This is a genomic window from Kangiella koreensis DSM 16069 (assembly GCF_000024085.1).
GTDB lineage: Bacteria > Pseudomonadota > Gammaproteobacteria > Enterobacterales > Kangiellaceae > Kangiella > Kangiella koreensis.
Window position 1 is genome coordinate 196,589 of the sequence record NC_013166.1, and the last position, 26,042, is coordinate 222,630.

Annotated in this window: 26 protein-coding genes and 1 tRNA gene; 10 read left to right on the plus strand and 17 right to left on the minus strand. The window is 43.8% G+C overall.

The features are described from left to right. Positions 1 to 43: 43 nt before the first annotated feature. Genes murI through KKOR_RS00940 form a run of 3 tightly spaced genes read right to left on the minus strand, consistent with a single transcriptional unit; the run spans position 44 to position 2,849 of the window. Positions 44 to 862 carry a glutamate racemase gene (murI, locus tag KKOR_RS00930; RefSeq protein WP_012800126.1) on the minus strand — a complete coding sequence of 273 codons (819 nt, stop codon included), beginning with the start codon at positions 860 to 862 and terminating at the stop codon, positions 44 to 46. A gap of 15 nt (positions 863 to 877) precedes the next feature. Further along, positions 878 to 2,266: a TRAP transporter large permease gene (locus KKOR_RS00935; protein ID WP_012800127.1), complete on the minus strand. Its 1,389-nt coding sequence runs from the start codon at positions 2,264 to 2,266 to the stop codon at positions 878 to 880. Continuing rightward, positions 2,259 to 2,849, minus strand: a complete 591-nt coding sequence (locus KKOR_RS00940) for a TRAP transporter small permease subunit (protein ID WP_012800128.1) — start codon at positions 2,847 to 2,849, stop codon at positions 2,259 to 2,261. Before KKOR_RS00940 ends, KKOR_RS00935 begins: the two co-directional genes overlap by 8 nt. A 515-nt stretch (positions 2,850 to 3,364) precedes the next feature. Here KKOR_RS00940 and KKOR_RS00945 point away from each other — a divergent pair. The 9 genes from KKOR_RS00945 to KKOR_RS00990 all read left to right on the plus strand — a co-directional run bounded on the left by KKOR_RS00945 (position 3,365) and on the right by KKOR_RS00990 (position 12,483). After that, on the plus strand, positions 3,365 to 5,044 hold the full coding sequence (locus KKOR_RS00945; RefSeq protein WP_012800129.1) for a serine hydrolase domain-containing protein: 1,680 nt from the start codon (positions 3,365 to 3,367) through the stop codon (positions 5,042 to 5,044). Positions 5,045 to 5,213: 169 nt separating this feature from the next. Beyond that, on the plus strand, positions 5,214 to 5,558 hold the full coding sequence (locus tag KKOR_RS00950) for a TfoX/Sxy family protein (RefSeq protein ID WP_012800130.1): 345 nt from the start codon (positions 5,214 to 5,216) through the stop codon (positions 5,556 to 5,558). Positions 5,559 to 5,750: 192 nt separating this feature from the next. After that, the gene (locus KKOR_RS00955) at positions 5,751 to 6,392 is read left to right on the plus strand and encodes a hypothetical protein (protein ID WP_012800131.1); all 642 of its coding nucleotides are present in this window, start codon (positions 5,751 to 5,753) and stop codon (positions 6,390 to 6,392) included. 483 nt (positions 6,393 to 6,875) lie between these two features. Then, entirely contained in the window at positions 6,876 to 7,484 is a 609-nt protein-coding gene (locus tag KKOR_RS00965; RefSeq protein WP_012800133.1) for an HD domain-containing protein, read from the plus strand. 209 nt (positions 7,485 to 7,693) lie between these two features. Further along, positions 7,694 to 8,653: an SMEK domain-containing protein gene (locus tag KKOR_RS00970; RefSeq protein ID WP_012800134.1), complete on the plus strand. Its 960-nt coding sequence runs from the start codon at positions 7,694 to 7,696 to the stop codon at positions 8,651 to 8,653. Further along, complete coding sequence (locus KKOR_RS00975) at positions 8,646 to 8,888, plus strand: hypothetical protein (RefSeq protein ID WP_012800135.1); 243 nt, start codon at positions 8,646 to 8,648, stop codon at positions 8,886 to 8,888. The genes KKOR_RS00970 and KKOR_RS00975 overlap by 8 nt, the downstream gene beginning before the upstream one ends. Next, positions 8,875 to 10,596, plus strand: a complete 1,722-nt coding sequence (locus KKOR_RS00980) for a DUF2326 domain-containing protein (RefSeq protein ID WP_012800136.1) — start codon at positions 8,875 to 8,877, stop codon at positions 10,594 to 10,596. Before KKOR_RS00975 ends, KKOR_RS00980 begins: the two co-directional genes overlap by 14 nt. A 389-nt stretch (positions 10,597 to 10,985) precedes the next feature. Further along, on the plus strand, positions 10,986 to 11,444 hold the full coding sequence (locus tag KKOR_RS00985) for a hypothetical protein (RefSeq protein ID WP_012800137.1): 459 nt from the start codon (positions 10,986 to 10,988) through the stop codon (positions 11,442 to 11,444). Then, positions 11,437 to 12,483, plus strand: coding sequence for a serine/threonine-protein kinase (locus KKOR_RS00990; protein ID WP_012800138.1), 1,047 nt, complete (start codon positions 11,437 to 11,439; stop codon positions 12,481 to 12,483). Before KKOR_RS00985 ends, KKOR_RS00990 begins: the two co-directional genes overlap by 8 nt. Before the next feature lie 268 nt (positions 12,484 to 12,751). On the opposite strand, the gene KKOR_RS00995 is transcribed toward KKOR_RS00990, so the two are convergent. From KKOR_RS00995 to KKOR_RS01025, 7 genes are all read right to left on the minus strand, one after another. Continuing rightward, positions 12,752 to 13,144 (minus strand): DUF3224 domain-containing protein, encoded by a 393-nt coding sequence (locus tag KKOR_RS00995; RefSeq protein WP_012800140.1) that lies wholly within the window; start codon positions 13,142 to 13,144, stop codon positions 12,752 to 12,754. Between the two features lie 2 nt (positions 13,145 to 13,146). Beyond that, the gene (locus KKOR_RS01000) at positions 13,147 to 13,890 is read right to left on the minus strand and encodes a slipin family protein (protein WP_012800141.1); all 744 of its coding nucleotides are present in this window, start codon (positions 13,888 to 13,890) and stop codon (positions 13,147 to 13,149) included. A gap of 20 nt (positions 13,891 to 13,910) precedes the next feature. After that, the gene (locus tag KKOR_RS01005) at positions 13,911 to 15,245 is read right to left on the minus strand and encodes an NfeD family protein (protein ID WP_228638681.1); all 1,335 of its coding nucleotides are present in this window, start codon (positions 15,243 to 15,245) and stop codon (positions 13,911 to 13,913) included. Between the two features lie 489 nt (positions 15,246 to 15,734). Then, positions 15,735 to 15,810, minus strand: a tRNA-Phe gene (locus KKOR_RS01010). Positions 15,811 to 15,900: 90 nt separating this feature from the next. Continuing rightward, on the minus strand, positions 15,901 to 16,176 hold the full coding sequence (locus KKOR_RS01015; RefSeq protein WP_012800143.1) for an oxidative damage protection protein: 276 nt from the start codon (positions 16,174 to 16,176) through the stop codon (positions 15,901 to 15,903). Positions 16,177 to 16,227: 51 nt separating this feature from the next. Then, on the minus strand, positions 16,228 to 17,295 hold the full coding sequence (mutY, locus tag KKOR_RS01020) for an A/G-specific adenine glycosylase (RefSeq protein WP_012800144.1): 1,068 nt from the start codon (positions 17,293 to 17,295) through the stop codon (positions 16,228 to 16,230). 11 nt (positions 17,296 to 17,306) lie between these two features. Then, positions 17,307 to 19,136 (minus strand): SLC13 family permease, encoded by a 1,830-nt coding sequence (locus KKOR_RS01025; protein WP_012800145.1) that lies wholly within the window; start codon positions 19,134 to 19,136, stop codon positions 17,307 to 17,309. Between the two features lie 171 nt (positions 19,137 to 19,307). Here KKOR_RS01025 and trmB point away from each other — a divergent pair, with 171 nt between their 5' ends. Beyond that, positions 19,308 to 20,009, plus strand: a complete 702-nt coding sequence (gene trmB / locus KKOR_RS01030) for a tRNA (guanosine(46)-N7)-methyltransferase TrmB (RefSeq protein WP_012800146.1) — start codon at positions 19,308 to 19,310, stop codon at positions 20,007 to 20,009. 88 nt (positions 20,010 to 20,097) lie between these two features. Here trmB and KKOR_RS01035 read toward each other — a convergent pair whose 3' ends face one another. The 7 genes from KKOR_RS01035 to KKOR_RS01065 form a co-directional block, all read right to left on the minus strand. After that, positions 20,098 to 21,123, minus strand: coding sequence for an META domain-containing protein (locus KKOR_RS01035; protein ID WP_012800147.1), 1,026 nt, complete (start codon positions 21,121 to 21,123; stop codon positions 20,098 to 20,100). A gap of 48 nt (positions 21,124 to 21,171) precedes the next feature. Further along, a complete protein-coding gene (hemW, locus tag KKOR_RS01040) occupies positions 21,172 to 22,404 on the minus strand; it encodes a radical SAM family heme chaperone HemW (RefSeq protein ID WP_012800148.1) in 1,233 nt (410 codons plus the stop codon). A 5-nt stretch (positions 22,405 to 22,409) separates the two neighbouring features. Continuing rightward, positions 22,410 to 23,042: an RdgB/HAM1 family non-canonical purine NTP pyrophosphatase gene (gene rdgB / locus KKOR_RS01045; RefSeq protein WP_012800149.1), complete on the minus strand. Its 633-nt coding sequence runs from the start codon at positions 23,040 to 23,042 to the stop codon at positions 22,410 to 22,412. 106 nt (positions 23,043 to 23,148) lie between these two features. Beyond that, on the minus strand, positions 23,149 to 23,610 hold the full coding sequence (locus tag KKOR_RS01050; RefSeq protein ID WP_012800150.1) for a DUF4426 domain-containing protein: 462 nt from the start codon (positions 23,608 to 23,610) through the stop codon (positions 23,149 to 23,151). A 156-nt stretch (positions 23,611 to 23,766) separates the two neighbouring features. Next, positions 23,767 to 24,354 (minus strand): YggT family protein, encoded by a 588-nt coding sequence (locus KKOR_RS01055; RefSeq protein ID WP_012800151.1) that lies wholly within the window; start codon positions 24,352 to 24,354, stop codon positions 23,767 to 23,769. A 21-nt stretch (positions 24,355 to 24,375) separates the two neighbouring features. Continuing rightward, a complete protein-coding gene (gene proC, locus KKOR_RS01060) occupies positions 24,376 to 25,233 on the minus strand; it encodes a pyrroline-5-carboxylate reductase (RefSeq protein WP_012800152.1) in 858 nt (285 codons plus the stop codon). A 110-nt stretch (positions 25,234 to 25,343) separates the two neighbouring features. After that, positions 25,344 to 26,027 carry a YggS family pyridoxal phosphate-dependent enzyme gene (locus KKOR_RS01065; protein WP_012800153.1) on the minus strand — a complete coding sequence of 228 codons (684 nt, stop codon included), beginning with the start codon at positions 26,025 to 26,027 and terminating at the stop codon, positions 25,344 to 25,346. Positions 26,028 to 26,042: the final 15 nt, after the last annotated feature.

A 26,042-nucleotide genomic window follows, 5' to 3' on the forward strand; every position in this document is an offset into this window, starting at 1 on the left:
AGTAAAAGACAGAGTAAAAAGAAGGCGCCAGTTGGCGCCTTCTTTATTGGGTGCTACTACCATTAAACGGTAATACCTCCACTTTTTCCTCAAGCAATTGGGAAAAAACTTTGGAGGAATTATCAATGTCACCGCTGGTATAAAAACGAGAGAACTGCTGGTCCTTAAAGTTGAGCAGGTTGTTTTCAGCAAGAACTCTGGTTAGATGTAAGGAAACAGCATCTGCGGTGTGAATAATTTGTAGCTCTTGATTGCCGGCCACTTGTTGCGATGAAATCTGGCGCATCAGTGGTGCTAAAAAAGGGTAGTGAGTACAACCCAGTACCAGAACATCGATATGCTCATCAATCATAGGCTGAAGATATTTTTCAACCAATTGAAAAGCTTTAACACTGGATAGATCGCCGGTTTCTACCTGCTCGACAAACCCATCACAGGCAGACTCAAATACTTTCTTGTCTTTGGCATATTCAGTTAATAATTTCTTATAGCGGTCGCTCTTCAATGTATGGTTTGTGGCAAAAACACCAATCTTTCCGGTGCGCGTTGCATGTGCAGCTGGCTTAATTGCGGGCTCCATAGCGATGATAGGTATATCAAATTCACTGCGTAACCATTCGGCCATGACAGCGGTGGCTGTATTGCAAGCGATGACCATCGCTTTGGCACCTTGCTCAACAAAAAAGTTGGCGATGTGGGTGCAGCGTTTATGCAAAATATCTTTAGGCAAACGGCCATAAGGTGCATAGGCAGAATCGGCTACATACAGTAGATTTTCATTCGGCAGATGCTCGCGGATAGACTTTAGAATGGATAAGCCGCCAACGCCTGAATCAAAAACACCAATTGGTGCATTACTCATTATCATGCACCTCAATTATCCACTGACATAAGCGGGCAGCCAGGTGGCTAAAGATGGCCAGGCAGCAATCATAGCCAGCACCACAATTTGAATCGCGATAAACGGAATTACACCGCGATAAATTTGCGAGGTGCGTATACTTTTAGGGGCAACTCCACGCAAATAGAACAGCGCAAATCCGAAAGGTGGTGTCAGGAATGAGGTTTGTAAGTTAATGGCAATCAAAATACCCAACCATATCGGATCGGCTCCCATCATCAATAACACAGGCCCAACGATAGGCACCACCACGAAAGTGATTTCAATAAAGTCGAGAATGAAGCCAAGCAAGAACATGACCAACATAATGATCAGCAATGCGGTGAATAAGCCACCTGGTAAGTCGGTAAAGAAATGTCGAATTAATTCATCACCGCCATACATTCTAAACACTAGCGAGAAGATGGAAGCACCGATTAAAATCAGGAAGACCATGCTGGTGGTTTTAACGGTCGAGCGCATAACATCCAGCAAACGAGCAAGGGTTAACTTGCGACGCAAAACAGCCAATAAAATAGCACCTAAGGCACCTATCGCTGCAGCTTCCGTTGGCGTGGCGATTCCATAAAGAATGGAACCTAAAACGGCGACAATCAGAATCAAAGGCATCGATAGATTAATCAGCGCTTTCCAGATAACGGTACGCATATCAACCTTGTCATCGAACTCGATCGCTGGAGCGGCTTGTGGTCTGCGCCAGGCGACAAAAGCGATATACAGCATATAACCAACCACCAGAATCATGCCCGGAATGACAGCGCCCATAAAGAGATCGCCAATAGATGCTACTTGATCGGTCTGTAAGCCAAGACTCTTGGCTTCGGTCATTGAGTTTGCAAGCACGTCGCCCAACAGGACTAAAACAATAGAAGGTGGAATGATTTGCCCCAGTGTTCCCGAAGCACAAATAACGCCAGTCGCCAACTCAGGTTGATAGCCGCGTTTAATCATCGCCGGAAGAGAAAGCAGGCCCATCGTTACAACCGTTGCACCAACTATGCCAGTACTGGCTGCTAGCAACATACCAACAATCGTTACTGCGAAGCCCATGCCACCGCGTAACTTACCAAATAGCGTCGCCATGGAATCCAAGAGATCTTCAGCAATTTTGGTGCGTTCCAACATCAGCCCCATAAAGATAAACAGAGGGACTGCAATCAGAGTACTGCGCTCCATGATTTTATAGAGTCTGCCGGGCAGAAAATTGAGTTGAATCGGTTCGATCATGCCGGTAGTGGCGCCAATTGCGACAAAAATTAGCGATACACCCGCTAAAGACAAGGCAACCGGATAACCCCATAGCAATACCAGACATACTGATAAAAACAGGAGCAATGGCATTAAGGTAAATAAAGAATCAACCATGATGCAGCTCCTTGTCACCTGTCACTTGCGGAGCGGTTGCTGTATCTTCCTCAGCGCCATGCGGCAGAGGCTTCCAGCCTAATAAATAAGCCAGATTATGCAGGAACTGGGCAGTACCTTGAATGATTAAGGTAATCGGCAATGCTAACAATAAGGTTTTCAGGATATAGAGGTAAGGTAGGCCGCCTGGCTGGCTGGAACCTTCCTTGATTTTCCAGTTGAAGATGACGTAATCAAGGCTATAAACAATCAGGAAAATACACACCGGCAACAACAAGATTAAAAAGCCCACCATATCGACCAGTGCTTTCTTGCGGTGCGAAAAACGATGATAAAACACATCCACGCGGACATGATCACTGTGCTTTAAGGTGTAAGCCGCGCCAAGCATAAAGACTATGCCGTGCATGTAGGTGACGGACTCTTGCAGTGGGATGGCGCTAAAACCAAAAATGTTGCGAAGGACCAAAACAGCAACCACGACCAGCACCATAAACAGGGTCAGCCAGCTAATCAGCTTGCCGGTCCACTCAGTAAAACTTTCGAGGATGTGTATTAGCGCAAGAATAGGGCGTTTGACCATAGTCCTGACTCTTAAATTTATGTTTATTAAGCACTAAATGAAAATTTAGGCACGGCTTATCCACAGGTTTGAATAAATATTAACAAACCCGCATATTAATAAGGTTCTTTTAGTTGGCTTTGTAACAGCCTGAAAATACTGAGAAAATTGACGAAGGATAGATTCCCCAAAACCTATATAGGTATATTATTATGCGTTTCTCAGTTTCCCCCAAAAAGTTTTCACCATAGTTATCCACAGAAATACTCACGTTGTGGATAAAAAATAAGCAAAAACTCAGGCTGATAAAGATACTCCAAAATAGGTCAAAGATCCAATAGCCGAAGGGGTAAAAAGTAACATTTAGAACCAACTTTATACATTGAATAAATATCGTGATAGAAGTAATGGGAATAAAATGATTGGCTCAGCGTTAAACAACCGAAATGAATAGTTTTTCAGGCCGATTGTCTGCTAACAAAATAGTGGAAGAAAGTGTCAGGAATATAAAGATAAAGGAAAAAGAGGAGAATCGTATGCAATCAACAGTGAAGAGTGCTTTGTTGAGTTTGGCCATCATAGCCAGCCCAATGGCTATCGCCGATAGCGTTAACAAGAATACCCAGGAGAACACCAAAAAAGCAGCTGAACAATTAACGGAGCAAAGCGAGCAGCAACTGGACCGCTACTTTCACCGATTAGCCGGTGAGAACCGATTCCTGGGAACCGCTGTTATTTATCAAGACACCACACCGGTCTACCAAATAACTATCCAACCCAGTAAAAAAGCGAAGAAAGGTTGGGCTACTAGTACCGATCACGATCTGAAATACAAAATCGGCTCAATCAGCAAAACCTACGCCTCAGCAATCATTTTCCAGCTGATAGAAGAAGGTAAGCTAACACTCGACACCAAGCTGTCGCAGTTTTATCCCAAGGTAAAGAACGCCGATAAGATCACCATCAAGCATCTATTGAATCACCAATCGGGGATCTTCAACTACACCAGCGAACCAGACTTTATCAACTATGTTTTTTTTCCAAAAGATAAAGACTTCCTGGTCGCTAAAATCGAAAGCTTCGACTCCGACTTCGAGCCGGGCGAAAAAGCGGAATACAGCAATAGTGGTTACTTACTTCTAGGCTTCATTGCAGAAGACATCGAAAAGAAACCCTACTCTGACATTATCGAGGAGCGCATTAGCAAGCCCTATAACTTGAACAATACCTACTACGGCAGCGACATTAAAGAAGGTAACGGCGAAGTGCATTCCTATGAGTACAAAGGGAAGTGGGGAAAAATGGCCGAATGGCACATGAACATTCCGGGAGCGGCCGGAGCACTGGTCTCAAATGCAGACGATCTGAATCAATTCATCAATTTATTATTCGACGGCAAGATCATCAGCAAAGACAGCCTCAAAACCATGACCACCATGGACATGAAATATGGCCTTGGCATATTCGAAACCAGCTACGGCGAGGACGAAGATAAGCTCGAAGGCTATTGGCACAATGGCGGCATCGAAGGCTTTAGGACGCATCTAGCTTATTACCCAGACAAAGATATAAGCGTCGTCCTATTATCCAATGCCCTACGCTACGACATGCGCGAAATCTACGAAGCCATGCTCGACGCCTATCATGGTAAAACTGTGGCGGAACCAGAGTTCGGCGCACCGATTGAGCTAAGTAAAGAACAGATGGAACCATTGGTTGGCAGTTACAGCAGCGACACCTTCCCGCTGGACATCAATCTCAGCATTAAAGACGGCCAGCTCTATGCCCAGGCAACCGGACAAGGCGCATTCCCACTAACCGCCTACCCAGACGACAAATTTGAATACGTAGAAGCCGGTATCGAAATACGCTATGACCGAGACATCGACCAGTTCTTATTAATACAAGGCGGACAAGGATACGCATTTAATAAAGAAGGCGGAAAAAAACACCAAGCCTTTGCAGTACCCGAATCCCTGCTCGAGCAATATGTCGGAGTTTATGGTGCAGACGACTTCCCGCTTGATCTGGAAATCATGGTTAAAGAAGGCAACCTCTACGGACAAGCCACCGGCCAATCCGAGTTCCCGCTAACTGCCGAAAGCGAAACCCGCTTCCGCTTCAAGCTAGCAGGCATCGTCATCAACTTTGACGCGGGCAAAAAACAGCTGACCATCACCCAGCATGGTAAAGACACAGTGCTCAGTAAAAAGTAAGGAAATAACAGGAAGGGTGAGCCAAGCTCGCCCTTCATAACCTCTTCACCTTATGGCTTAGAAAGGACGCAAAGTTAAGGGGCTCGATGCAGGGAACTTGGGACTTCTTATTGGGAAAACACTAGCAATTTATTGTGGTACGATATCCTTTTACAGCCCGAGAACCGAAATGGCTTCCGATTTAGAATTTGTGGAATTTGTTGTTGAGCAAATTGCTGATGAATGTGAAACCACCTTTAGAAAGATGTTTGGTGAGTATGCACTGTATTCAAAGGGCAAGGTAGTTGCGCTTATTTGTGATAATCAGCTTTTCATCAAACCGACTGTAGCAGGCAAGGAATTCATTGGCGATTATGTCGAAGCCCCTGCTTATCCAGGAGCTAAACCTTCTCTATTAATTGAAGACCAAATAGAAGAATCAGAATGGCTGACACAACTGATTAGGATCACCGAAAGAGAGCTACCGACTCCAAAACCAAAGAAAAAGAAAACTGCAAAAAAATCGATCAAGTAAACCAAAAACAATCAAGAAACCGGTCATAACCTCTTAGACCTGAATACTAACTTCTGTACCAATATTCATCAGTCCGAATAAGCGCAACCTTTAATCTGGCCATACGTGCGCTTGTAAAAAAAGACTAATGCTAATAAAGTCCTATGCACACCATTATTGATAATAACAATATAAGGCTGTGAGGAAATAACCATGCCAAACATAGAGATTCGTCGCCCATCAAACTTCTGTAATACATTTTTAGAACACTACCTTGCCGGTGGGTTAGGGCGCATGCAAAAGCGTGACATTGATGTTCTAGTTATGCACCTTCTCATTGCTGACGGGAGATATCAGTTTCCTAAAGATACCTTCAAAGCCGCTCGTGAACTAAGCCTGACCGAAGCGCGAATCCGAAATCTCTATCAAGAAGTTCAGTTACGATATCAACAACTGCCAGAAGAGGAAGCCAAAGCCGCCTTTGTTGATCTGATAAAAAAGAAAGCCTACGAACTGAAAGGAAGCCGACTGGTCTTTGTGGTGCGTGATCCAATGCTTGGCCAATGGTTTCAGGAATGGGTAGCAGACGTCGACGGTTTTACAGACTCATCCTTTAATCCAAACCTGGTGACCGTCCATAAGAAAGTCCTAGTGGACGTACTTGATAAAATCGCAGTCGAAGACATTCCAGAGTTTGACGATGAGCTAGACCAATTTAACCAAGCAGGCAGCAGAAAATCGAAACTCCAGCTATTTGTCGATGAGTTCGTTAAATCGGCAGGAAATGAAGCCGGCAAATTAAGTGTTAAAGCACTCGCCAAAGTATTGGCGGCGCTTCTGGGAGTATCGCTTTGATAGTAAGCACGAAACATAGCTTAATACTTATCATTATCTTACTCTCTGGATGTGCCATTTCAGAAAAAAACATTCACGAAGATAGTTGCACACCTTCATTACCGTGGGTAAATGGAAAGCCCGTAGAAAATTCAACCCATAACTTGTATAAGCCATCCGAGAGCGAAAGAACTGAGGTGTTTAAGCAAATAACGGATTGGCCAAATTATGGATTAGAGTGTTGGTATATTAAAAACAATGGCAACTTAGAGCTATACTCAGAAGCATACTTAGATATGGTAAGCTACGAATTTGAACCATCTGAAGGGCACTGGATATTCTTAAAAAAGTATGAGTACATTTTTTTAGTTCATTAGTGAACGTAGGGTACCCCTAGGGCAGGATCTGCGTCGTGACGCACCGTTATCGTTAAGGCAACTGAGAATTTCGACTGAGTTTAAAAATAATCTAAATAACCATGACAAATTGGTAACGGAATAATCAATGAACAAAGATAGATGGGAAGCGTTAATGCGCGCTTTGGGTATGGCGCCTTCAGTTGAGTGCTTCGAAAAACTCCATAAAGCCTACTCTGAAAAACATCGGTTTTATCATACCACTAAGCACATAGATGCAATGCTGAACCATTTAGATCGGACCGTGGAGCTATCAGAACATCCTAATGAATTAGAATTAGCAATATGGTTTCATGATGCCATATACAAACCTTTTTCATCCACAAATGAACTTGATAGCGCAAAATGGGCTAAAGAATTCCTGATAGATAATCAATACAGTCGTGATGGCGCAGAAAGAGTTTATAACTTGATCATGGCAACCCAGCATAATGTTGAGGTTAATAGCGACGATAAACAATTGATTGTGGATATAGATCTAACTATTCTGGGAGCTTCACCAACGGTTTACGATCAATTTGAAGAAAACATCCGTAAAGAGTACAGGCTCGTACCCTCGATAATCTATCGGAAAAAGAGAAAAGATCTACTGAAATCATTCTTGTCAAAACCTAGCATTTATAATCTAGATTACTTTCAAGAGAAGTATGAAAGTGCTGCGAGAGCGAATTTAGAGAAAGCAATTGAGATTCTATAAATTAGATGGCAAGTAGATGTATGGTGCTCAATGCGACAGAATCTGTGTTGTGACACACCTCTTTAACGCTTGTAAACTCAGGTCAATACTAATAAAGTCTTACGAAGCAATTCGTGTAATGAAGCTCTTTTGTGTATGATTCAGAGCTTAACTAGCTAATATATAAGGCAGTATAGTGTGATGAGTATGTTCGAAAATGTGAAGGCAAGATGAATCGCCAAGACTATCAAAAGTCCGTTATCAACTCGCTTACTTGGCTATCTACTCAGGTATCAGTACACAATAAACTGAATCTTACGGACATAAATATTCACTCAGAAAACTTCTACCGTGATTTATTGAATCTGGCTTTTGGCTACAACTTAGTCAATATAAACATCATTGATCGTAATGCTGCTGCAATAGACCTTGGCGACGAAGTTAATAAGTTTGCTATTCAGGTGACGTCATCTTCATCACTTGCCAAGACAAGGCACACTGTTACTAAGTTTATTGAAAAAGGTTTGTACGAAAAGTACGACCGCTTAATAATTCTAAACATCACAGCGAAGACAGCACATACTACCCCAACTATTGGCAATGACATTTACAGTCTGAACACCAAAGAAGATATTTGGGACATTGGGGACTTGGCTGTAAGGGTCAATGATTTAGAAACTTCAGAAATACAGGAAATAAGCAATTTTTTAAATCAACAGCTATACAAGAAACCTACTGAAGGTCTTCCACGTAATGTAGAAACCATATTGCGGTTAATTGAACTAATCAGTGACGAAGAACACCCTGCTGCTGGTGAAGGATTTCTTGATGAGCCATTTCCAGACGAAAAAATAAATAAACGTTTTGCAGATCATTCAGACTTCCTGAAACAGGAATTTTTGACACTATATCAAGATTATGGTGCTGTTCTTGATTCTGTTGAACAGGAATCAGACATAGGGCAGGTTAAAATTCGACGGGTATCTCAACATTTGCGAGTCTACAGCGATAAGGTGTTAACTGAGTGTGGAGGGAACCCGAAAAAAGCCCTTGAAAAGCTAATTGATAACTTTATTAGGATGCTGAGTGAAAACAGTTTTGAAGCTGATACCGGTGCAGCACAGTTCTATATTGTTAAGCATCTAATTAAATGCAACGTATTTCCAAACAAGGGAGTGACAAATGGCTAACTTGTTCACAAAAGATGAAGACTTAATGAAATCAGCACCCTATATTGGGTCTGAAATATTAAAGCAGTTGCAGAGTAGTGATGATGGTCGAATTAGCATATACGATTTGGCAAAGAGTTTAAGAAAGTCCAATAAAATAACGGCAAGAAGCATCTACTATGGAATGATCTTTCTGTATTCCCTTGATATAGTTGAATTCGACGAACCATATTTGATCAAAAATGTTGCAAATTAAGAAGCTATATAGCGAACCGAAAGTTTTTGAACCTATTACTTTTAAAGATGGGTTCAACCTTATATTAGGAGAAACAACGGAAGGCAATGAAAAAACTAATGGCGTTGGAAAATCTATGGCAATAGAGTTCATCAACTATGCCTTGCTGAAACGCCACAACGATAGCCGAGTATCACTAATACCTAAGGAAGACTTATCACGTGATACAGCCGTGTGTTTAGATTTTGAAATAAATGGTCACTATATTACTTCAAGAAGGGTTATAAATAATCACGAGTGCCCGACTCTAATCATAGACGGAAAAATAAAGTCTTACTCTAGGCTTGCTGATGCTACTGATCATTTAAGCACCTTGATATTTGAAGGCGTAGGCTATGAAAACCTACCATCATTTAGAATTATGATGGGGCCATTAATACGTGATGAAGGTTCTGAGTTTAAGTCCATTATTAACTGTTTCGACACTAACAAAAGAATTCCAGCTGATTACACGCCACACCTTTTTTTGTTGCAAGTAGACCCTAGCCCATACAGCGAAGCTAAACGGTTATATTCTGAAATGGAAAACATTTCAAAAGCGAGAAAAAAGATGGAAGAAAACATAACCGCGCTCACAAACAAAAATGTATCAGAATCTAAGGCAGACTTAAACGAATTAGAGAACCAAGTTCGTAGAATTCAAGGGGACATTGATAATCTGGAGAATATCGAAGGCTTTGATACCGTAAAAGATGAAATTGTTGACATTGAAAATCAGCTTGAGCAACAACGATCAAAGCAAGGCGTTCTTAAATCAGAGTTATCAAAAATAAAGCTGTTCCGTGGCGATAACTATATTGATGGCCAGGAAGTTGCAGACCTTTACAACCAGTTCAAAGAAGGATTAGGCGATTTGATAAAACGTGAACTGAGTGAGGTTACGGCTTTCAAACAAAAGATTGATAACTTTCAGCGAAGTATAATGGACGATAGAAAGTCTTCGATAGAAAGAGAAATAAAGGTATTCGAAGAAAGTATATCTTCACTCAATAAGTTGTACAGGGAAAAAATCTCATTACTTGACCAAGAAGGTCTTCTTGTAAGCTTGAAACAAACAATCGCTATACATGAAAAAAAGGTTGAAGAGTTTTCAGCATTATCATCATTTATAAGAAAACATGCTGATTACGACAGTGAGCATAAAGCCAAAAAGCGTGAACGAGAAAGTGAGATATATCTTCTAGAGAGCTTTGTAAATAACTCAAAACAAGTAATTGATTCTTTCGAAAAAACCATACTTGATATGCACGACTATATTTTTGGAAATAGAAGAAGCTCTTTTGATATTGAAGTTTCAAAACGAAAAGAAATTTTGAAATTCGAACTCCGAACTGACTCCGATGGAAGTCACAGTATTAACAGAGAAAAAGTTTTTCTATATGACTTTTCTTTATTAATAAATCCTGAAACATCAAAGCATCACCCCGGATTATTGGTACATGATAATATTTTTGATGTTGACCAAGATACTTTGATTCAAAGTATTAATTACATTGGAGAAAATATTAAGCTGCTCAGTGGTAAGCAATACATTCTCACAATTAATAGCGATAAATTCAGTAGTTCAGATTTAGAATTACTAAACATAAATCTTAATGACTACTCCCGCGCTGCATTCACAAAAGAGAGTAGATTTTTGAAAATTGAGTACCAAGAGTTACCACGCTGACGAAAGGTGAACTTGCTCTAATAGAGTCTTCTCAACCCCTTATGACTAATCACTACGTCACAATGAGAGTCAGGAGCTGCTATTCAAAATATAAAAGTTGAGTAAATCTATAGAGTCATGCAACACACATTTCTATTATTTGTAAAGGAAGAACAATATCAATAAAGTCTCATTAATTAATGTATATAAAACTATTGAATAAACTTAGAGGTGCAAGGTGCTCGGTTTCAGCAGTGAAAAATAAGGGCGGAGCTACACCATAACCGCTAAAGAAACGGTGCCAGGGGTGGATGCTTATGGAAAGATCTGAGGCATATACCACCACAGTAGTGGTGTATATTAGGATTATTGAGAAAAGATGATAGGCATAATATTTATGAGGAAGATTTATGAACTCATTGGGAATTAGAGTAACACCCTGTTCGGTAGTTATAGCAATCTACGATGTTGATAATAGTAATATTGTAAATGTCGAAGATATTAAAATACCCAAAGCCTTGCCCACACCGGAAGCCTTGAAATATATCCGTAATTCGGTTTTAGATATTCTTAGGGAGTTTAATATAGGTATTGCAGGTTTAAGAATTGTTGAGAGTAACTCCAAAAATTTGAATATACGGCGGATTGAAATTGAAGGGGTGATTCAAGAAGCTTTTGCAAGCAGTATGTTATTGGTATATTTTTGTGGCCAGATATCTACTATAGTAGCGAAGCTGAATGTTCCCCGCGCAGATTTTAAACTATATGTTCACGGAAAAAAGCAATTTGAGGCAGTTGAAAACTGGGGTAGACATAATAAAGAAGAAAGGGAAGCTATTTTAACGGCAATAGGAGCTGCTAATGCTTAATACAACACGAACTGCTGAATTAAGTTTTCATATAGTTAAGGAGGTTGGTCAGGAAGGGAAAAACTCTACTGTGTTTACAGCGACTGATCTGCAACTAAATGCAGAAATTGTTGTAAAAAAAATGTTGAAGTCGGATTTTGAAGATATAGATGAATATTTCACAGAGTCTAGTCTATTATATTTGAGCAGTCACCCAAATGTAGTCCCAATTTATTATGCGTGCCAAGATGATGAGCATATCTTTCTTGCCATGCCGTATTTTAAAAACGGTTCACTTAAGAGAATAATACAAAATACTTCAATTAGTGTTAGAGAGATGATCGTTTGGTCGACTCAGGTTCTTAGTGGGCTACATAATATTCACTCAAAAAACTTAATCCACTTTGATATTAAACCAGATAATATCCTCTTCTCGGATAGAGGAGAGGCGCTTTTATCCGACTTTGGGTTAGCTAAGCAAATTTCATTTAGCGGTACGGCTGAGCAGGATAGAATATACGGGAATATGGTTCCCCCCGAGGCTTTTAATACGGGAAGTTTTAATCACCAGTTTGACATATATCAATTTGGGCTAACGCTTCACAGAATGTGTGTAGGGGATGCGTCATTTTATGCAGAATATTCTAGTTTTGTGGAAGACGGAGTATTAAATCGCAATAGATACAGGCATGCTGTCATTAGTGGACAGTTTCCAGGCAGAGATAACTACCCAGAGCATATTCCTCAGGCATTAGTAACTACTATTAAGAGGTGTTTAGCTATAGAGCCTAGCAATAGATACGCTTCCGCGATAGATGTCGTCAATGATATAGCTGGTATTGACGGTAATCTCTTAGACTGGCGATTGTCTCATGAGGGAGGTATTCGAAAGTGGCGTAAGCAAGATACTGATGGTCGTTGTTTTGAGCTAAGTATTGAGCTTGATGGGGGGGCGTTGGCAAGTAAAACATCGGCTAAAGGAAATACTCAAAGAATAGCAGAGTATTGCAAGCCTGAGCTAACTCGAGCAGATGTAAAGCGTTTCCTTAGGAGATATTAGTTATGGTTAATATTACAAATAATAGAGAGTCTTATAAAAGTCGTTCAAAAAATATTGGTAATGTAAAAAGCTCACATAAGAAAAGTGAGAAGATTTATCAGTACCGAGAGGAATTCAAAGTTGATTGCAATGGTTACTTTGTTTGGGGATCTGACGAAAAGCTGTAGAAAACAGTGGAGTTAATGTGATTAGGGTAAATAAAATATGCCAAACTTGACTCAGATATGACTAAGCCTCACCACAGTGAGGCTAAAAGGGCCTTAACAAACTAAGGCAACTGATACTCAAACTCATAGAAATGGTTACCGTCCTCAATATAAATATTCATCTGTCCAGACAAACCTGATAACTCACCAACGCCCGAGTCGGGCACCACTTCGAGCGTTAATTTCTCTGCGCCTAATTCCATCACTCCATAATGCTGAAGAACAAAGCTGCCTTGTTTCCCATCAAGTGAACCGACAACTTGTTCTATTGCAACATATCCAGCCGAACCTTTGGTTGGAGTCATGACACTGAGCATTTCGCCGTTACTGGTGGCGTCCAATGGGCCTGAGAACTCTTTTTCAATCGACATGCGGCGAAAGGTCATGCCATCAGTTCCATTGATGGCAGAGTCGATAGGGTTGAGTGTGACTGTGAATTGACCTTCTATCTTCATTATTAATCCTTCGTTATAAATTTCTTAATTAGATCTATTGGTAATGGGAAGACGATAGTATTGCTGTTTTCTCCCGCGATTTCTGTGAGGGTTTGCAGATAACGAAGCTGGAGTGCTTCTTCTTTTTGCCCTAACACTTGTGCAGCCTCAAACAGTTTTTGCGAAGCTTCCATTTCGCCTTGAGCATGAATCACTTTTGCGCGTCGGCGACGTTCGGCTTCTGCTTGCTGGGCGATGGCGCGAATCATGCTTTCGTCGAGGTCGACATGCTTAATTTCAACGTTGGACACTTTAATGCCCCAGGCGTCGGTCTGGCTGTCGAGGATCTCTTGAATGTCTTCGTTGAGTTGGTCTCGCGAGGCGAGCATTTCGTCCAGTTCATGTTGACCCAGTACTGATCGCAATGTGGTTTGCGCTAACTGACTGGTGGCGTCGTAGTAGTGCTCAACATTAATGATCGATTTTTGTGGGTCGACTACGCGGAAGTAGACTACAGCGTTGACTTTGACCGAGACGTTGTCGCGCGAAATAACATCTTGCGTGGGAACATCCATAACGATAATCCGCAAATCGACGCGTACGATTTGTTGCACGAAGGGGATAAGGATGATCAGACCTGGGCCTTTGACCTTCCAGAAGCGGCCAAGCATAAAGATCACGCCGCGTTCATATTCGCGAAGAATCTTAAACATGCTGGCGATTGTAAGTATGATCAGCGCCAGTATGATCGGATAAAACATATTCATAATAAATCCTTCTATTGAGCTTAAAGTTTGGGTTTACCATCCTCGACAGGGATGACGTCTAAATCTAAATCATTAACAGCTACTACCTTTACGTGTTGTCCTGCTTTTAAGGGCTGGGAACTGTGCGCTTTCCATATCTCGCCATGGATCTTTATCCAGCCTTTTTCATCAAAGTCATTCTCGACAATACCTACTTCGGACAACATTTCTTCTGTGCCGGTCACTACCGGCTTGTTTCTTGCTCTGATTGCGAGACTGAGTACAAAGCTGAGCAAAATAACGCTGACGATTGTGACGAAAATGAGAATCGGCATTGCAACAGCCATACCTGTTTCTGGCTCATCAAAGAGCAGGAAGGAACCGAGTATGAAGGCGATAATGCCGCCCATGCCGAGAATACCGAAACTCGGAGCAAAGGCTTCGACAACTAATAAGGCAATGCCTAACACTAACAGTCCAGCCGCGACATAATTAACCGGCATAATTTGCAGGGCGTAGAAAGCCAGCAGCAGACTTATGGCGCCAATGACACCGGGAATAAAGGTGCCGGGGTTATAGCCTTCGAAAATTAGGCCATAAATACCCATGATGAGTAGGATGTAAGCGATATTAGGATCGCTGATTATGCTTAGCAGCCGCGTTCTCCAGCCAGCTTCAATCTCATCAATGATCATGCCTTTGGTATCAATCTCAAACTGTCCGCTGGGAAGGCGAACGGTTTTGCCATTAATCATTGCCAGCAGTTGCTGCGGGTTTTCAGCGATGAGATCGATGACGCCAATTTCTAAAGCTTCACTTGAGGAAAGGCTTTCGCCCTCGCGTACAGCATTCTTAACCCAGTCAATGTTGCGGCCATGATAATGGGCAAGACTTCTTAGGTAGGCTTCGGCATCGTTAATGACCTTCTTTTCCATGGCGGACTTGTTGGAGGGTGCGGATTGAGAAGGTGATTGCGCTGGCTGGTCTTTAGATTGTTCAGAGTCCGCTCCGTCCTGGTTTGGCTCTTTATTTTGTTCGGATTGATTCGGCTGATCGGGAGAGGGCATACCGCCAATTGAAACAGGCGTAGCCGCTCCAAGGTTGGTGGCAGGTGCCATCGCAGACACATGGCTGGCATACAGAATATAAGTCCCGGCACTGGCCGCTCGTGAGCCCGGAGGATAAACATAAGTGGCAACCGGAACTGGTGATGACAAAATGGCGCGGATAATGTCACGCATCGCCAGATCGAGCCCGCCGGGCGTATTCATCTTAATAATAATCAGCTGATAATCCTGCGCGGCCGCTTCTTCAATGTTCTCCACTAGAAAGTGAGCCGTGGCCGGGTTGACCGAGCCATCAAGTGTCAGCTGCATGGCGCGCTTGCCGGAATTTGTTTCAGCAGAATGAAGCTGCTGCGCAGAAAAGCACAGAAGAAGAAAAGACAGCGCAATGTACAAAGCCTGTTTCATACCAAATCCTTCTAGCTAGAGCTTCCAAGATAAGGAAGCAAGAATTCATGGCTTCATGCCATAAGAATAATGTAGCGCGAATGGCTCGCGAATACAAAATTAGTATAAGAAATGAACAGCAATAAATTGTGAAGATGCAAATGAAAAGAGAAGAAATAAGATGAAAATATGGCGTGCACAAAAAAGCCCGACTATTTCTAGTCAGGCTTTCTGAATAATGGTGGCCCGGGGCAGACCAATTTGCCGGGAGCAAATTGGCATATTGCAGCTTGCTGCAATGACCGTAAGGCAAACTACAGGGATGTAGTTTGTAATTGAACGCAGTTCAATTCGATCGAGTATTTCTGCAGACACAAAAAAGCCCGACTATTTCTAGTCAGGCTTTCTGAATAATGGTGGCCCGGGGCAGAATTGAACTGCCGACACAAGGATTTTCAATCCTCCGCTCTACCAACTGAGCTACCAGGCCGCAGGACGCGTATTAAACCGATTGAGGGGCTTTAAGTCAAGCCCCTTTCTTAAAATTATTAGAATTTTATAGGCTTTGGAAATCAGGTCCTTATTTGTCTTCTTCTGGAACGTAGCCTTCGGGCTTTTCGTAGTCGCCACCGAACAGGTACATTTCCATTTGTTCGGCCAGATAAGTCTGCGCTTGTGGGTCCATCAGGCTGAGTCGTTTTTCATTTATCAGCATGGTTTGGTGGTTTAACCATTGGGTCCATGCTTCTTGTGAAATCTCGTTGTATATTTTTTCGCCAAGTTCGCCTGGGTATGGTTTGAAGGATAGGCCTTCGGCTTCTTTTTGCAGTTTTTTGCAGAATACGGTGCGTGACATTTCTATCTCCACTTGTCATCGGTTAAGTGGTTTAGTATGGCTCTTAAAAACTCAGGAATCTCCGAGGAGTTTTGATAAAAGCTTGCTGACCGGAGTGGGCAGGCCAATCTCGCTCAGCTGGTTTTGACTAAACCAGTCTGCTTGTGCGGGCTCCATGATACTCGGATGGGATTTTTTTTCCACTAATGCTTTATCGGCTTTTGAACTGAGTAAAAGGGGTTGAACCTGTAAGTCGTAGTGGCTGAATTTATGCACAAAAGGGTCAAGCTGCGAGATCTTATCAGGGCTAATGTCTTGCTGTTCAACTTCAGGCAAAGCCCACAGGCCGCCCCAGATTCCGCTGGGTGGTCTTTTGTGCAGCAGGACTTGTGTTTGGTCGCTTGTCTCATTGATGCTAATCAGCCAATAGACAGCTTTGCTTGGGCGGGCTTTCTTGGGCTTTTTGCCGGGATATTGCTCAATACTGTTATTGTGATAGGCAAGGCAGTGTTTGGATAGCGGGCAGTCTGGACAGTTGGGTTTTGTGCGAGTGCAGACCACTGCGCCAAGATCCATCATCGCCTGGTTATAGGCAGCGGTTTCTTGTGTAGGCGTGTTAGCTTCGGCTCTTTCCCATAAAGCTTTTAAAACCTTGCCATTGCCTGGCCAGCCTTCTATGGCGTAGCAGCGTGCCAGTACGCGTTTAACGTTGCCGTCTAAAATGGCTGTGGGCTGGTCAAAGGCAAAAGAGGCGATGGCGCCGGCAGTTGAGCGGCCAATGCCGGGTAGGGTTTCGATGACTTCAGGGTCTTGTGGAAAGTCTCCACCAAATTCTGTTTCGATAATTTTCGCGGCTTTATGCAGGTTACGCGCGCGACTGTAATAGCCGAGTCCACTCCAGTGTTGCATGACCTGATCATCTGTCGCATGTGCAAGATCAAGAACCGTTGGGAAGCTTTCCACGAAGCGCTCAAAATAGGGGATAACGGTGGTGACCTGTGTTTGCTGCAGCATGATCTCCGACAGCCAGATTCGGTAAGGATCCTGAGTGTTTTGCCAGGGCAGATGTTTGCGCCCAAAGGCATGATAGTAATCGATAACTTGCCGAGCAAAGTTTGTAGCTGACCAGGGTTTTGTCATGTGGTTTCAGATTAGAACTGATAAAGAATAGGCAGCGCGATGGACAGGGTAATCCACATCAGAATCACCAGCGGTACGCCAACCTTGATAAAATCAGAGAATTTATAACCGCCTGCACTCATCACCAGCAGGTTAGTTTTATAAGCCATCGGTGTGGCAAAACTCATATTGGCACCAAATAGAACGGCCATCACAAAAGGTTCGGCGGGCAGATTAAGCTGATTGGCGATACTGACCGCAATTGGCGTGCCAATAACCGCTGCGGCATTGTTTGACACCACATTGGTGAGCAAGGCTAGCAACAACATCAATCCGCTCAAAAGCACCGCTGGCGGAGCGCCATACAGCGAAGCGACAAAGGCTTGAGCCAGGTACTCGGCGGCACCAGTTTCAATCATGGCTATACCGAGCGCTAAACTTGCTGCAACAATCAGTATGACCTGAGCGCTTAAGGCATGCATGGCTTCACGCCAGGTCATGCAATGAACCAGAATCATCAGCATGGCACCGCCGAGGGCGCTGATTGCAATTGGCAGTGCACCAACAGCAGCAAGCAGAACCACCAGTCCCATAATAAACAGGGCGCGCGGAGCACGATGTGACTTTGGTAAGTCAGTGGTCGCATCAAGAATCAAGATTTCGCCGCTTTTCTTAAATTCGGCAATATCCTTCTGACCACCTTGCACCAGCAAGACATCACCGACGTGCAAAGTGACAGTGCCAAGGCCTTTGTTGTGCATATCAACAACGCTATCCCCGCGATGCAGGGCAATGGCGACTAATCCATATTGGTCAATAAACTCAACGTCTTTGAGAGTACGCCCGGCTAACGGTGAACCGGGAGTTACAACAATTTCGGAGAGCTGTTGGTTTTCAGCGGTTAACGGGTGGTCTTCGCTGATCAGCTTGCCACGGCGGAATAATTTTGCGCCTAAGACCTGTTCATATTCTTTGAGGTGTTCCGGGGAGTCGATGACTCTCAATCTGTCACCGGCTTTGATCTTGGCATCGGGCATTGGGACGATTGAAATTTCGTCACCACGTTGAATGCGGATTACCTTCATCTGGCCATCGGTTTTATTTATAACTTCAGACAAGGTTTTGCCGACCGCAAATGAACCTTCATCAATATGCAATTGGGCTGTGAAAACACGCGGAGAGGTGTTTTTCATGACTGCCTTACGTTCCGGTAATATGCGCGGAGCTACTAGCCATAAATAAAGTATCGCAACACTACCTGCGATGCTGGCGGGTAGCAGGAAATCGAACATGCCAAATTTGCGCAGGCCCAGATCTGCGGCAACGGAAACCACTAAAAGGTTTGTGGAAGTACCGATGGTCGTTGCCATGCCGCCAATAATGGTCGCGAAACCCATTGGCATCAGTAGGTTAGATGGACTACTTTTGGTACGAATGGCGACGCTAACGAGAATGGGCAGAAGCAACACAACGATGGGTGTGTTGTTAACGAAAGCACTGAGGAAACCGGCGATAACCAGAGTCAGTAATAATGAAAACAGCGGCGCAGTTTTCCACACCTTGCTCAGAAATCGGCCGATGGGTTCGAGAGCACCTGTGCGCACCAAACCCTGGCCACAAATCATTAAAGCACAAACAGCAACCAACGCTTCATGGCCAAAGCCGCTGAAAAACTGCATCGGTTCAAGTCGACCGTTGAAGTTATGGAATGGCGCGAAGCTGAAGCCCATGGTCAGACATAGCAGAACGATCACGCAGGACGTTTCTAACGGAATATCATCGCGACGAAACAGATATAACGCAAAAACCGTCAGTAGCAGCACAAAAAGAGCGTGATTGTTGGGTAAATCAGGAAACGGCATTCCTTAGTTCCACTCCTACTTATGTCATTGTTTTTATGCCGGGTCGAACTGCTCACCTTACTGATTTAGGGCTATTTTCGCAATCCTTTTTGTCTGGTCAAAGCTAATGCTGCAAATGTGTACAAAGAGTGTGCTAAAATCGCGCCAATCCCTGCAAGTCGAGATAAATCAGTGAGTTCCGAAGAGACCAAAAGCGAAAAACGCATCCGTAAAATTCGTAGTTATGTTCTGCGTGAAGGGCGACTAACTAAGGGCCAACAACGTGCCATGGAAGAGCTATTCCCGCAAATGAGTCTTGAGCTTCAAGAACAGGCTTATGATTTTGAGAGTATTTTTGGCCGTAAAGCCCCAGTGGTTCTGGAAATAGGCTTCGGCATGGGAAAATCACTCGCTGAGCAAGCTGCCCATGAGCGCGATAAGGATTTTATCGGTATCGAAGTGCACAAGCCCGGAGTAGGTGCTTGTTTAGTGCTGGCCGAAGAATACGAACTGACCAATCTGCGAGTCATTAATCATGATGCAGTAGAGATTATCGACCATTGTATTCCCGATAATAGCCTGGAACGCATTCAGATATTCTTCCCTGACCCTTGGCATAAAAAGAAACACCACAAGCGCCGTATTGTGCAAACCGAGTTTTGCCAAAGACTGCATAAGAAATTGGTTAAAGGCGGCATCCTGCACCTTGCTACCGACTGGGAAAATTACGCCGAATACATGCTCGAAGTTTTGAGTCCCATGGCAGAGTTCAAGAATTTGTCAGAGGCTGGTGATTATGTGCCAAAACCTGACTCGCGCCCGTTGACTAAATTTGAAGCGCGGGGGCAGAGGTTGGGGCATGGGGTCTGGGATCTGATGTTTTCAGCTAAATAATTGTCTATTTTGCCGATAACTTTGTTATGTCATGCTCTCAAAATCGTCATTCCCTGACTTTCTTGAAAACCTTATCGTATAAAAATTATTAAGGATTTCCTGGCTGGGCTTTGATGGTTTCACCTTGGCTGGTATGTAAAATGAGTTGACCGTCTTTTGTTATATCAAAGCGGTTAATGTTGGCCAGGTGCTTGAGGAAATTTGCTTCCTGTTCCATCAATGAGGGCTCACAGGCCATCAGTGTGGTGGTGATGGGGCTGACGGTGAGGCTTTCTCCAGTCAAACTGTAGGAACTGGTGTAGCGGTTGCAACTGGCGATGCCGGACAGTTGAAAGTCAGCATTAAAGTTTAGCGAAATGCGAGATTCTTCAGCCAGCATATGATTGGCGATTGTCAGCACTGACCAAGGGTTTTCAGTCAGTAGTGAGCGTGGCTCGCCACCGCAGCCATTGTAGTCTTGCTGCTCGGTCTTGATGGACACCGCATATGGATATGGCATGCCACTCATAGAGTCATGACACAATTTAGCTTCGGCCAGAAAAGACAGTGGTCCTAGTCGTTCGGTTTCAAGCTGAATGGGTTTGCCAGCCTCAATAATTGAGCCGCCAGGCATTGGGGCAATGACAGTTAAGTGGCCATGATCTGAAATGAGCTCGAACTGATCTTTAGTTAAAGTTAACAGCCAGCCCGGTTCATTGCCTCGTGCAGTAAAGGGTAATGTTAATCTTTTACTAACAGCATCAGGACGCTGAATAGTGACTGTTCGACAATTGGAGAATCGTTGCCCATTGAATTCGAGTACAGCGCTATCACCTTTTTGCCAGAAGAGAGTTTTGGTAGCCTTGTTTTCATACTTGCTGCCGGAAGCGCTTCGGGTCTGATTTAGTTGGTAGCTTTTATCTTCAATAGTGAGTGTTAGATCGTCTCCAAAAAAATCTGCTTTTACCAGTAAGTGAGAGCAGATATATTCTGCTGAAACTTTTTGATCCAACGTGGTTGCATCGTTTTTGTTACTGCTGTTTGCTGTGCTTTCAGAATTAGAAGAGTCTGTGTCGCAGCCAATGAGTAACAGGCAGCCGAGCAAGCCAATGGTGAGAAATCGAATGTAATCCATACCGTATATCCTTTTATTTCCTGTAGTTGCTATATGGTGTATCAATTTTTAATTAAGTGTTTTTATATTAATTTGCCCATCTTTTATGATGTCATTTTTATTCTGAGCAGGTTCGTCTTTAATAAATCTTTGTAGTAATTCGTTCAAAAACAAGGAGCCTTTCTCAGTAGGCTCAATTCTATCTTTGCTGTTGTGCAAAAGTCCATCGGCAATAGCTTCATTAATAGCTGGTTGGATGTCGCTCAGTAGCAGGCCAGTACGTTGTTGGAAATAGGTCGTTGGAACGCCATCTAATAAGCGCAGGGCATTGAGCATAAATTCGAATGGTAATTCGGGCGCAGGGATGGGCTGGCTTGTGCGAATATCAGCTACTGACTTTTGCAAATAATCTTTAGGGTGACGGCTTTTGGTGGTGCGCTGGATCTGCTCAAGATCGAGGCGGGTAATTTTGCCGTGTGCTCCTGCGCCTATGCCCAAATAGTCACCGAATTGCCAGTAATTGAGATTATGTTGTGAACGGAATTTTGGTTCGCGAGCATAAGCTGAAACTTCATATTGGCCATAACTATGCTGCTGTAATAAAGCCTGTCCCTGCTCCTGGATAGTCCACAAAGTGTCATCTATGGGTAAGGTTGGTGGCTGCTGATAAAACAAGGTGTTCGGTTCAATGGTCAATTGATACCAGGATATATGCTGGGGCTTAAGGTCAATGGCAGTTTGTAGATCGGATAAAGCCTGCTCGATAGTTTGGTCGGGAAGGCCATGCATCAGATCGAGGTTAAAGGAACTAAAACCTGCCTGATGGGCAAATTCTGCAGCCGCTATTGCTTGTTCGGGATTATGCACTCGGCCTAATAACTCAAGATGACGGGCATCAAAGCTTTGGACGCCTATTGATAGACGGTTAACTCCAGCTTGACGAAAACCAGCAAAGCGCTCGGCTTCGAAAGTGCCGGGATTGGCTTCCATGGTAATTTCAATATCACCCTCAAAGGGAATGCGTGCGCGGACACCACTGATTAAGCGATCCATACCCTCTGCCGAAAATAGACTGGGTGTACCGCCACCGATAAAAATACTATGCAAACGTCGTCCCCAGACAAGTGGTAATTCCTGTTCAAGATCGACTAATAACCTGTCGATATACTCTTGCTCTGGAATATCGTCTAGCCCACCAAGCTGCTTGATGCCGTGTGAATTAAAATCACAATAGGGGCACTTTCGAATACACCAGGGGATGTGGATGTAGAGTGATAGTGGTGGATTGGTCAGTAGTGACATATAAGTTATACGTGCTTGGCGGTTTGAAGAGCTGATAATTGTTCCATCAAGCTACGCAGGGCCTTACCGCGATGGCTGATAGCTGCTTTCTGCTCGGGTGATAACTCGGCTGCAGCGCATTGATGCTCCGGAGCCCAGAATAAGGGGTCATAGCCAAAGCCACCATTCCCTGTCTCAGACTCTAAAATACGACCTTCCCAGCTGCCCTGGCAGATAATCGGAGTTGGGTCTTCAGCATGCTCCATAAAGACCAGAAGGCATTGGTAACGAGCGCTACGCTCGGCGGTCGGCACGCCGTTGAGTTTATCGAGTAACAAGTCGTTATTAGCCTGGTCATCGGCATTGCCTTTATGCTCTGAGTCATCCAATGCAGCAAAGCGTGCGGAATAAATGCCCGGCATGCCTTTTAAATAATCAACTTCAATACCAGAATCATCAGCAATAGCTGGCAAGCCTGTCACTTTAGCGGCATGGCGAGCTTTGATAATGGCGTTCTCAACAAAGGTGGTGCCAGTTTCTGGAACCTCGGAAACATTGAGTTCCGTTTGTGGAATTATCTGGTAATCAAAGCTGGCGAGTAGTTCGCTAAGTTCTTTAACTTTTTTAGCATTACCAGAAGCGAGAACAATTTTTTGCATGAGTTGATATAAGTCTAAGAGGTCAGAGAAGGATTATAACGTAAAAAGTAGCCGCCACTTAAACAAAAGCTTAAGTGGCACAGGACAATTGGATGAGTCGAGAAGGTTATTCAGCGTAGAACTTTTGCTTAAAGCTGATGGTTTCAGGACGATCCATGCCCGGAACTTTTATCGTGAATTCAATGTCAGTTTCTTCTTCGGGACGGAACTGAAAATCAGCAATATAGTATATGGCTTTTTCTTCTTTTATTTCTTTGAAGGCCAGCTGACTGAACTGTGACAGATTATTGGTCACTTTGCCCTGAACGTTGGCTGGGACCGCTGGTTGTTTCGTTGGTTCGCCATCTTTATGAATGGAAACATTCAATACAGCCGTTAAGCCACTGCGCGGGATCTTATAGTTGCTGGCGATATCAGGTTGCAAGAAAGAGCTGTTAAATGCGTTGTAATAAATGATGTAATCGCCAACTTTTTTTTCCGCGGCAACGGCAGTGTTGGACTGTAAGCCGAAAAGTAAAGATGCCACTGTGGTTAGCGAGTAAATCAACGTTGAGATTCTGGTGTGCATAAATACCTCCCAATATTCCCTTGAGGATGAGGTTTCCTCAGTGCTTATGAGAAAACGATTTGAAGGGTTAGTTTAATACAATATTGGGCAGTATTCATTGAAGAGTTGCCCGAATGCTCAAAAAACATTCGGGCAGAGTGATAATTGTTAAAGCTGTTATGGGCTAATTAGGCTAGCGCCAAAGTTATATAAAATACCCTGTAGGAAGAATAATCCAACCAAAACGATCATTGGAGACAAGTCGATAGTGCCGCCGAGCGGCGGAATGATGCGCTGAATGGGTCTTAGAATCGGACGAGTAACCTGTATCAGGAAAATTAAACCAGGATTGTGGCGGCCGCCGCTCATAAAGCTGGCGATCATTAAACCGATAAATAGTATCAACAGCAGGTTTGAGATAACCATGAATAAGCCCGAAATAGGGCCTAGACCAACCAACACCATAAAAAGTATAACTTGGGGAGTCAGCATCAGGGCCTCTTCCGCCGAGATGAAAAAATGCTTAATGAGAAAGATCTTACCGGTGATCAAGGCTAGCGCAATAACAAAGGAGGCCAGATTAAATTTGCCCAGATCAGGCAAGACCGACCGTAGTGGATTGATCACTGGCGCTGTGAATTTATGGATAAATTGCGCTACGGGATTAAAAAAATCCGCGCTTCCAAGTTGCAGCAATACTCGCAATAGGAAAACCATTGCGAACAGGTTTATAACATACTCAAGGATCGTTAATACTGGATTCATGCGTCAGAGTCTCAAGAAAAATCAATCATGGTCAGGTTTGCTGGCAATTTCAGCCAGTTCTTTACCGCGAACAACAGAAGCGTTAACAGCTTTGGCAACTAATTCAGGAAGCTTGCCGTCGTTTAATACATCCAAGGCAGCTGCCGTGGTGCCGCCAGGAGATGTAACATTGCGGCGCAACTGGCTGATTTCAAGGTTGGGGTTGTCCTGTACCATGCGCGCTGCACCAAGTGCTGTTTGTGCCGCCAGTTGACGGGCGGTGGTTTCAGGAAGGCCTTGTTTCATGGCCGCTACCACTACCGATTCCATGTACAGGAAGTAATGAGCTGGGCCGCTGCCCGAAACCGCAGTGACCAGATCCATTTGAGATTCGTCATCAACCCAGACACTAAGACCAACCGCATCAAATATGGCGGTAGCTGCTTTTTTCTGTTGCTCGCTGGTATGTTGATTGGCAAATAAGCCAGTAGCGCCAGCACCGACTAACGAAGGTGTGTTTGGCATCGAGCGAATCACTGGCAAGCCCTTGCCCAGTAAATCTTCAATAGTTTGGCAGCCAACACCAGCAGCAACAGATATGACGCAGCAATTCAAGTCAAGCTCTTGCAAAGGCTTGCAGGCTAAGGCCATTTTCTGTGGTTTAACTGACAGCAGAAGATAATCGGCATGTTCAGCAACATAGCCATTGTCGTTGCTGGTGTTCAGATCAGGATAGCGCTCCAGCAATGCGTCAAGTTTACCCTGACTAGGGTTGCTAACGTAGATTTGCTTAGCTGGCAGACCTGATTGAATCAACCCGCCGAGAATACTGGCCGCCATATTACCGGCGCCGATAAATCCAATTTTTGCATTGGCGATAGCTTGAATTGCGTCAGACATGAGTACCTTTATTTGTTTGAGTAAAGTGAATGGACAATGTGTTTGCCAAAAGTGCGCATAGCATAACAAAGCAAGGCCTGACTGGCTATTTTACAGGCCTGTAGCACGGTTCAGTCGCGCTCGCCAAAAATTGCCGTGCCAAGCCTGATCATGGTGCTTCCAGCCAGGATAGCTGGTTCATAGTCACCCGACATGCCCATTGAAAGAGTATCCAGTTGCGGATATTCAGCCTGCAACTCCTGATAAACCGAGTGAATTCGCTCGAACTGCTGAAATTGTGTTTGTGGATCGGTTTGTTTAGGGGGAAGAGCCATTAGACCGCGTAATTTTAGTCGCGGTAGTTGCATAATCTCATGAGCGAGCTTTTTGCATTCTGCAGCATTGACGCCAGCTTTTTGGCTTTCACCAAACAAATTAACCTGAATCAGTACGTTCAACGGAGACTGATCTTGCTCTCGATGTTGATTAAGCTTTTGCGCTACTTTCAGACGATCAACGCTTTGTACCCAATCAAAATGTTGCGCAATATCTTTGCATTTACGGCTTTGAATGACACCAATCATGTGCCAATTAATGTTCAGATCAGAAAGTTGGGAAATTTTATCAAGTGCCTCCTGCACCTGATTTTCGCCAAAATCACGATGTCCGGCGGCATAAGCCTCGCGGATGCTATCCGCTGGATGCCTTTTACTTACGGCGACGAATAGCACATTATGTTTAAAAATCCGACGCTTAGCGCAGGTTTTTACGATTTGTAGTTGCAGATCTGCAAGATGAGAGGCTATCCTAGACATATTAATAAAACGCAA